The following is an 8,110-nucleotide window of genomic DNA, read 5'->3' as shown; positions in this document are numbered from 1 at the left end:
GGCCGTACTGTAGGTGCGGGCGTTGTTGCCAAAGTAATGAGCTAATTGCCGAATAACATTTGACGCAATGCGCAATAAAAGGGCATCATTTGATGCCCTTTTTGCACGCTTTCACACCAGAACCTGGCTCATCAGTGATTTTTTTTGTCATAATCATTGCTGAGACAGGCTCTGAAGAGGGCGTTTAGTCCGAAACGCACCAGAGCATTTCGGTTTGGATCGCCTCGCTTACGCGGGGTGAAAATGTTTGTAGAATACTTCTGACAGGTTGGTTTATGAGTGCGAATACCGAAGCTCAAGGAAGCGGGCGCGGCCTGGAAGCGATGAAGTGGGTTGTTGTCGCTGTATTGCTGCTTGTAGCTATCGTTGGCAATTACCTTTATCGTGACATGATGCTGCCGCTGCGTGCGCTGGCCGTAGTGATTCTGATTGCCGCAGCGGGTGGTGTCGCGCTGTTGACAACAAAAGGTAAAGCGACCGTTGCTTTTGCCCGTGAAGCGAGAACCGAAGTCCGTAAGGTCATTTGGCCAACTCGCCAGGAAACATTGCACACCACATTAATTGTGGCTGCGGTTACCGCAGTAATGTCACTGATCCTGTGGGGACTGGATGGTATTCTGGTTCGCCTGGTATCCTTTATCACTGGCCTGAGGTTCTAAGATGTCTGAAGCCCCTAAAAAGCGCTGGTACGTCGTTCAGGCGTTTTCCGGTTTTGAAGGCCGCGTTGCCACGTCGCTGCGCGAATATATCAAGTTACAAAATATGGAAGAGCTGTTTGGCGAAGTCATGGTGCCGACAGAAGAAGTGGTCGAGATCCGTGGTGGCCAGCGTCGCAAGAGCGAACGTAAATTCTTCCCGGGCTATGTACTGGTCCAGATGGTCATGAATGATGCGAGCTGGCACCTGGTGCGCAGCGTTCCGCGTGTGATGGGCTTTATCGGCGGTACTTCTGACCGTCCGGCGCCAATCAGCGACAAAGAAGTTGATGCGATCATGAACCGTCTGCAGCAGGTTGGTGATAAGCCGCGTCCGAAAACGATGTTTGAGCCGGGCGAAATGGTCCGCGTTAGCGATGGTCCGTTTGCTGACTTTAACGGCGTAGTTGAAGAAGTGGACTACGAGAAGTCTCGTCTGAAAGTTTCTGTATCTATCTTCGGTCGTGCGACTCCGGTTGAACTGGACTTCGCCCAGGTTGAGAAAGCCTAACACGTCGATCAAAAAAGCGGCGATTTAATCGTTGCACAAGGCGCGAGATTGGAATACAATTTCGCGCCTTTTGTTTTTATGGACTCTGTCCGTAAAACGAATTTAAAAACACGGGGAGCCTCTTTGAGGCGCTATAACCCAACTAGAGGAATTTAGAATGGCTAAGAAAGTCCAAGCCTATGTCAAGCTGCAGGTTGCAGCTGGTATGGCTAACCCGAGTCCGCCGGTAGGTCCAGCACTGGGTCAACAAGGCGTGAACATCATGGAATTCTGCAAAGCGTTCAACGCAAAAACTGATTCCATTGAAAAAGGTCTGCCGATCCCGGTTGTTATCACCGTTTACGCTGACCGTTCTTTCACTTTCGTTACCAAAACGCCTCCGGCAGCAGTACTGCTGAAGAAAGCGGCTGGTATCAAGTCTGGTTCCGGCAAGCCGAACAAAGACAAAGTGGGTAAAATTTCCCGCGCTCAGCTGCAGGAAATCGCGCAGACCAAAGCTGCCGACATGACTGGTTCCGACATTGAAGCGATGACTCGCTCCATTGAAGGTACTGCACGTTCCATGGGCCTGGTAGTGGAGGACTAAGAAATGGCTAAACTGACCAAGCGTATGCGCGTGATCCGTGACAAAGTTGATGCAACTAAACAGTACGACATCAACGAAGCTATTGCTCTGCTGAAAGAGCTGGCCACTGCTAAATTCGTAGAAAGCGTGGACGTTGCCGTTAACCTCGGCATCGACGCTCGTAAATCTGACCAGAACGTACGTGGTGCAACTGTACTGCCGCACGGTACTGGCCGTTCTGTTCGCGTAGCCGTATTTACCCAGGGCGCAAACGCTGAAGCTGCTAAAGCTGCAGGCGCTGAACTGGTAGGTATGGAAGATCTGGCTGACCAGATCAAGAAAGGCGAAATGAACTTTGACGTTGTTATTGCTTCTCCGGATGCAATGCGCGTTGTTGGCCAGTTGGGTCAGGTTCTGGGTCCGCGCGGCCTGATGCCAAACCCGAAAGTTGGTACCGTAACTCCGAACGTTGCTGAAGCGGTTAAGAACGCTAAAGCTGGCCAGGTTCGTTACCGTAACGACAAAAACGGCATCATCCACACCACCATCGGTAAAGTGGATTTTGACGCTGACAAACTGAAAGAAAACCTGGAAGCTCTGCTGGTTGCGCTGAAAAAAGCAAAACCGACTCAGGCAAAAGGCGTGTACATCAAGAAAGTTAGCATCTCCACCACCATGGGTGCTGGTGTTGCCGTTGATCAGGCTGGTCTGAGCGCGTCTGCGAACGTCTAAGATTAGCTTTACGTGGGCGGCGAATTTGTCTACAATCTTCGCCCACGATTCTATTAGCTTCGGCCGATAGACAACAGATTTGTTCGTTGGAGCCTGGCCTATCCAGGCCTCCGTCGAAGACCGCAGGTGTTTCGCAAGAAACTTAATGCCCTGCGTAGACGGTGACAGAACGCTAAGATTATTTCTGATACTCTGGCTTGTTTCTGCTCACCGTATTTAGACGCTCTCTCCGTTGGGGGGAGTGAAGTGAGTTCCGGAACATGAGTTCCGGCAAACATCCAGGAGCAAAGCTAATGGCTTTAAATCTTCAAGACAAACAAGCGATTGTTGCTGAAGTCAGCGAAGTAGCCAAAGGCGCGCTGTCTGCAGTAGTTGCGGATTCCCGTGGCGTAACTGTAGATAAAATGACTGAACTGCGTAAAGCAGGTCGTGAAGCTGGCGTATACATGCGTGTTGTTCGTAACACCCTGCTGCGCCGCGTCGTTGAAGGTACTCAGTTCGAGTGCCTGAAAGACACGTTTGTTGGTCCGACCCTGATTGCATACTCTATGGAACACCCGGGCGCCGCTGCTCGTCTGTTCAAAGAGTTCGCGAAAGCGAATGCAAAATTTGAGGTCAAAGCCGCAGCCTTTGAAGGTGAGTTGATTACGGCATCGAATATCGACCGCCTGGCAACTCTGCCGACCTACGAAGAAGCAATTGCACGCCTGATGGCAACCATGAAAGAAGCTTCGGCTGGCAAACTGGTTCGTACTCTGGCTGCTGTACGCGATGCGAAAGAAGCTGCTTAATTGCAGTTACCTTTCTCAAGCATCTGCTTACGTATAAACTTATTCTGATTTTCAGGAACAATTTAAATGTCTATCACTAAAGATCAAATCATTGAAGCAGTATCCGCTATGTCCGTAATGGACGTTGTAGAACTGATTTCTGCAATGGAAGAAAAATTCGGTGTTTCCGCTGCTGCTGCTGTAGCTGTAGCTGCTGGCCCGGCTGAAGCTGCTGAAGAAAAAACTGAATTCGACGTAATTCTGAAAGCTGCTGGCGCTAACAAAGTTGCTGTTATCAAAGCAGTACGTGGCGCAACTGGCCTGGGTCTGAAAGAAGCTAAAGACCTGGTAGAATCTGCACCGGCTGCGCTGAAAGAAGGCGTGAGCAAAGACGACGCAGAAGCACTGAAAAAATCTCTGGAAGAAGCTGGCGCTGAAGTTGAAGTTAAATAAGCCAACTTTTCTGGTTGCAGCCTAAGAAATTAGGCTGATGGCTGGTGACTTTTTAGTCACCAGCCTTTTTGCGCTGTAAGGCGCCAGTAGCGTTTCACACTGTTTGACTACTGCTGTGCCTTTCAATGCTTGTTTCTATCGACGTCTTAATATACTGCGACAGAGCGTCAGTTCTGTGTAAATCGCAATGAAATGGTTTAAGCGTGATAGCAACAGGCATTGCGGAAAGTATTCGATTTTCCGGTCAACAAAATAGTGTTGCACAAACTGTCCGCTCAATGGACAGATGGGTCGACTTGTCAGCGAGCTGAGGAACCCTAATGGTTTACTCCTATACCGAGAAAAAACGTATTCGTAAGGATTTTGGTAAACGTCCGCAAGTGTTGGACATACCTTATCTCCTTTCTATCCAGCTTGACTCGTTTCAGAAGTTCATCGAGCAAGATCCTGAAGGGCAGTATGGTCTGGAAGCAGCTTTCCGTTCCGTTTTCCCGATTCAGAGCTACAGCGGTAATTCCGAGCTGCAATACGTCAGCTACCGTCTTGGCGAACCGGTGTTTGACGTTCAGGAATGTCAGATCCGTGGCGTGACCTATTCCGCACCGCTGCGCGTAAAACTGCGTCTGGTGATCTACGAGCGCGAAGCGCCGGAAGGCACCGTAAAAGACATTAAAGAACAAGAAGTCTACATGGGCGAAATTCCGCTCATGACCGACAACGGTACCTTTGTTATCAACGGTACTGAGCGTGTTATCGTTTCTCAGCTGCACCGTAGTCCTGGCGTCTTCTTTGACTCCGACAAAGGTAAAACCCACTCTTCGGGTAAAGTGCTGTATAACGCGCGTATCATTCCTTACCGTGGTTCCTGGCTGGACTTCGAATTCGATCCGAAGGACAACCTGTTCGTACGTATTGACCGTCGCCGTAAACTGCCTGCGACCATCATTCTGCGTGCGCTGAACTACACCACTGAGCAGATCCTTGACCTGTTCTTTGAAAAAGTTGTTTTCGAAATTCGCGACAACAAGCTGCAGATGGAACTGGTGCCGGAACGCCTGCGTGGTGAAACCGCCTCCTTTGACATCGAAGCTAACGGCAAAGTCTACGTCGAAAAAGGCCGTCGCATCACTGCGCGCCATATTCGCCAGCTGGAAAAAGACGATATCAAGCATATCGAAGTTCCGGTTGAATACATTGCTGGTAAGGTTGCGGCTAAAGACTACGTTGACGAATCTACTGGCGAGCTGATCTGCGCAGCTAACATGGAGCTGAGCCTGGATCTGCTGGCTAAGCTGAGCCAGTCTGGTCACAAGCGTATCGAAACGCTGTTCACTAACGATCTGGACCACGGTCCGTACATTTCTGAAACTGTACGCGTCGACCCAACCAACGATCGTCTGAGCGCGCTGGTAGAAATCTACCGCATGATGCGCCCTGGTGAGCCGCCGACTCGTGAAGCTGCGGAAAGCCTGTTCGAGAACCTGTTCTTCTCCGAAGACCGCTATGACCTGTCTGCGGTTGGTCGTATGAAGTTCAACCGTTCTCTGCTGCGCGACGAAATCGAAGGTTCCGGTATCCTGAGCAAAGACGACATCATTGAAGTGATGAAGAAGCTCATCGATATCCGTAACGGTAAAGGCGAAGTCGATGATATCGACCACCTTGGCAACCGTCGTATCCGTTCCGTAGGCGAAATGGCGGAAAACCAATTCCGCGTTGGCCTGGTGCGTGTTGAGCGTGCGGTGAAAGAGCGTCTGTCTCTGGGCGATCTGGATACCCTGATGCCTCAGGATATGATCAACGCCAAGCCGATTTCTGCAGCAGTGAAAGAGTTCTTTGGTTCCAGCCAGCTGTCTCAGTTTATGGACCAGAACAACCCGCTGTCTGAGATTACGCACAAACGTCGTATCTCCGCACTCGGCCCAGGCGGTTTGACCCGTGAACGCGCAGGCTTCGAAGTTCGAGACGTACACCCGACTCACTACGGTCGCGTATGTCCAATCGAAACGCCTGAAGGTCCGAACATCGGTCTGATCAACTCACTGTCCGTGTATGCACAGACTAACGAATACGGCTTCCTTGAGACTCCGTACCGTAAAGTGACCGACGGTGTTGTAACCGATGAAATTCACTACCTGTCTGCTATCGAAGAAGGTAACTACGTTATCGCTCAGGCGAACTCCAACCTGGATGACGAAGGCCACTTTGTAGAAGATCTGGTTACCTGCCGTAGCAAAGGCGAATCCAGCTTGTTCAGCCGCGACCAGGTTGACTACATGGACGTATCCACCCAGCAGGTGGTATCCGTCGGTGCGTCCCTGATCCCGTTCCTGGAACACGATGACGCCAACCGTGCATTGATGGGTGCGAACATGCAACGTCAGGCGGTTCCGACTCTGCGTGCTGATAAGCCGCTGGTTGGTACCGGTATGGAACGTGCTGTTACCGTTGACTCCGGTGTTACTGCAGTTGCTAAACGTGGCGGTACTGTTCAGTACGTGGATGCTTCCCGTATCGTTATCAAAGTTAACGAAGACGAGATGTACCCGGGCGAAGCAGGTATCGACATTTATAACCTGACTAAATACACCCGTTCTAACCAGAACACCTGTATCAACCAGATGCCTTGCGTATCTCTGGGCGAGCCGGTTGAACGTGGTGATGTGCTGGCAGACGGTCCGTCCACCGACCTTGGTGAACTGGCGCTGGGTCAGAACATGCGCGTGGCATTCATGCCATGGAATGGTTACAACTTCGAAGACTCCATCCTCGTATCCGAGCGTGTTGTCCAGGAAGACCGTTTCACCACCATCCACATTCAGGAACTGGCATGTGTGTCCCGTGACACCAAGCTGGGGCCGGAAGAGATCACCGCTGACATCCCGAACGTGGGTGAAGCTGCGCTCTCTAAACTGGATGAATCCGGTATCGTTTATATCGGTGCGGAAGTGACCGGTGGCGATATTCTGGTTGGTAAGGTAACGCCGAAAGGTGAAACCCAGCTGACGCCGGAAGAGAAACTGCTGCGTGCGATCTTCGGTGAGAAAGCGTCTGACGTTAAAGACTCTTCTCTGCGCGTGCCAAACGGTGTTTCCGGTACGATTATCGACGTTCAGGTCTTTACTCGCGATGGCGTAGAAAAAGACAAACGTGCGCTGGAAATCGAAGAGATGCAGCTGAAGCAGGCTAAGAAAGACCTGTCTGAAGAACTGCAGATCCTCGAAGCTGGTCTGTTCAGCCGTATCTACGCTGTGCTGGTTTCCGGTGGTGTTGAAGCTGAGAAACTCGACAAACTGCCGCGTGACCGCTGGTTAGAACTCGGTCTGACCGACGAAGAGAAACAGAATCAGCTGGAACAACTGGCTGAGCAGTACGACGAACTGAAACACGAATTCGAGAAAAAACTCGAAGCGAAACGCCGTAAAATCACTCAGGGCGACGATCTGGCACCGGGCGTGCTGAAGATTGTTAAGGTTTATCTGGCGGTTAAACGTCGGATCCAGCCTGGTGATAAGATGGCAGGTCGTCACGGTAACAAGGGTGTAATCTCTAAGATCAACCCGATCGAAGATATGCCACACGATGCTAACGGTACGCCGGTAGATATCGTACTGAACCCGCTGGGCGTACCATCGCGTATGAACATCGGTCAGATCCTTGAAACCCACCTGGGTATGGCTGCGAAAGGTATCGGCGATAAGATCAACGCCATGCTGAAACAGCAACAGGAAGTCGCCAAACTGCGCGAGTTCATCCAGCGTGCTTACGATTTGGGCTCAGATGTTCGTCAGAAAGTTGACCTGAATACCTTCAGCGATGAAGAAGTTCTGCGTCTGGCTGAAAACCTGAAAAAAGGTATGCCGATCGCAACGCCGGTCTTCGACGGTGCGAAAGAGTCTGAAATCAAGGAACTGTTACAGCTGGGTGGCCTGCCGACTTCCGGTCAGATTACCCTGTTCGACGGTCGTACCGGTGAGCAGTTCGAGCGCCAGGTTACCGTTGGCTACATGTACATGCTGAAACTGAACCACCTGGTTGATGACAAGATGCACGCGCGTTCTACCGGTTCTTACAGCCTGGTTACTCAGCAGCCGCTGGGTGGTAAGGCTCAGTTCGGTGGTCAGCGCTTCGGGGAGATGGAAGTGTGGGCGCTGGAAGCATATGGCGCGGCATACACCCTGCAGGAAATGCTCACCGTTAAGTCTGATGACGTGAACGGTCGTACTAAGATGTATAAAAACATCGTGGACGGCAACCATCAGATGGAACCAGGCATGCCGGAATCCTTCAACGTACTGTTGAAAGAGATTCGTTCGCTGGGTATCAACATCGAGCTGGAAGACGAGTAACTCTCGATCAAACAGGTCACTGGTGCTGGCGTAAC

General features: G+C 51.1%; 7 protein-coding genes. All 7 read left to right on the top strand.

The window, feature by feature from the left end:
- Positions 1-275: 275 nt before the first annotated feature.
- Complete coding sequence (gene secE, locus FDX09_RS07855; protein ID WP_003033128.1) at positions 276-659, top strand: preprotein translocase subunit SecE; 384 nt, start codon at positions 276-278, stop codon at positions 657-659.
- A gap of 1 nt (position 660) precedes the next feature.
- On the top strand, positions 661-1,206 hold the full coding sequence (gene nusG, locus FDX09_RS07850; RefSeq protein WP_003033125.1) for a transcription termination/antitermination protein NusG: 546 nt from the start codon (positions 661-663) through the stop codon (positions 1,204-1,206).
- A 157-nt stretch (positions 1,207-1,363) separates the two neighbouring features.
- Positions 1,364-1,792, top strand: coding sequence for a 50S ribosomal protein L11 (gene rplK / locus FDX09_RS07845; protein ID WP_038636105.1), 429 nt, complete (start codon positions 1,364-1,366; stop codon positions 1,790-1,792).
- A gap of 3 nt (positions 1,793-1,795) precedes the next feature.
- Positions 1,796-2,503 carry a 50S ribosomal protein L1 gene (gene rplA / locus FDX09_RS07840; protein WP_006688358.1) on the top strand — a complete coding sequence of 236 codons (708 nt, stop codon included), beginning with the start codon at positions 1,796-1,798 and terminating at the stop codon, positions 2,501-2,503.
- 293 nt (positions 2,504-2,796) lie between these two features.
- Positions 2,797-3,294, top strand: a complete 498-nt coding sequence (gene rplJ, locus FDX09_RS07835; protein WP_005132895.1) for a 50S ribosomal protein L10 — start codon at positions 2,797-2,799, stop codon at positions 3,292-3,294.
- 66 nt (positions 3,295-3,360) lie between these two features.
- Positions 3,361-3,726 (top strand): 50S ribosomal protein L7/L12, encoded by a 366-nt coding sequence (gene rplL / locus FDX09_RS07830; RefSeq protein WP_000028882.1) that lies wholly within the window; start codon positions 3,361-3,363, stop codon positions 3,724-3,726.
- Between the two features lie 320 nt (positions 3,727-4,046).
- Entirely contained in the window at positions 4,047-8,075 is a 4,029-nt protein-coding gene (gene rpoB / locus FDX09_RS07825; protein ID WP_137347020.1) for a DNA-directed RNA polymerase subunit beta, read from the top strand.
- Positions 8,076-8,110: the final 35 nt, after the last annotated feature.

It is taken from the genome of Citrobacter sp. wls717 (genome assembly GCF_005280955.1).
GTDB classification, from domain to species: Bacteria; Pseudomonadota; Gammaproteobacteria; order Enterobacterales; family Enterobacteriaceae; genus Citrobacter; species Citrobacter werkmanii.
Note: the sequence above shows the minus strand (reverse complement) of the source record. Positions and strands in the feature narration are given on the sequence as shown.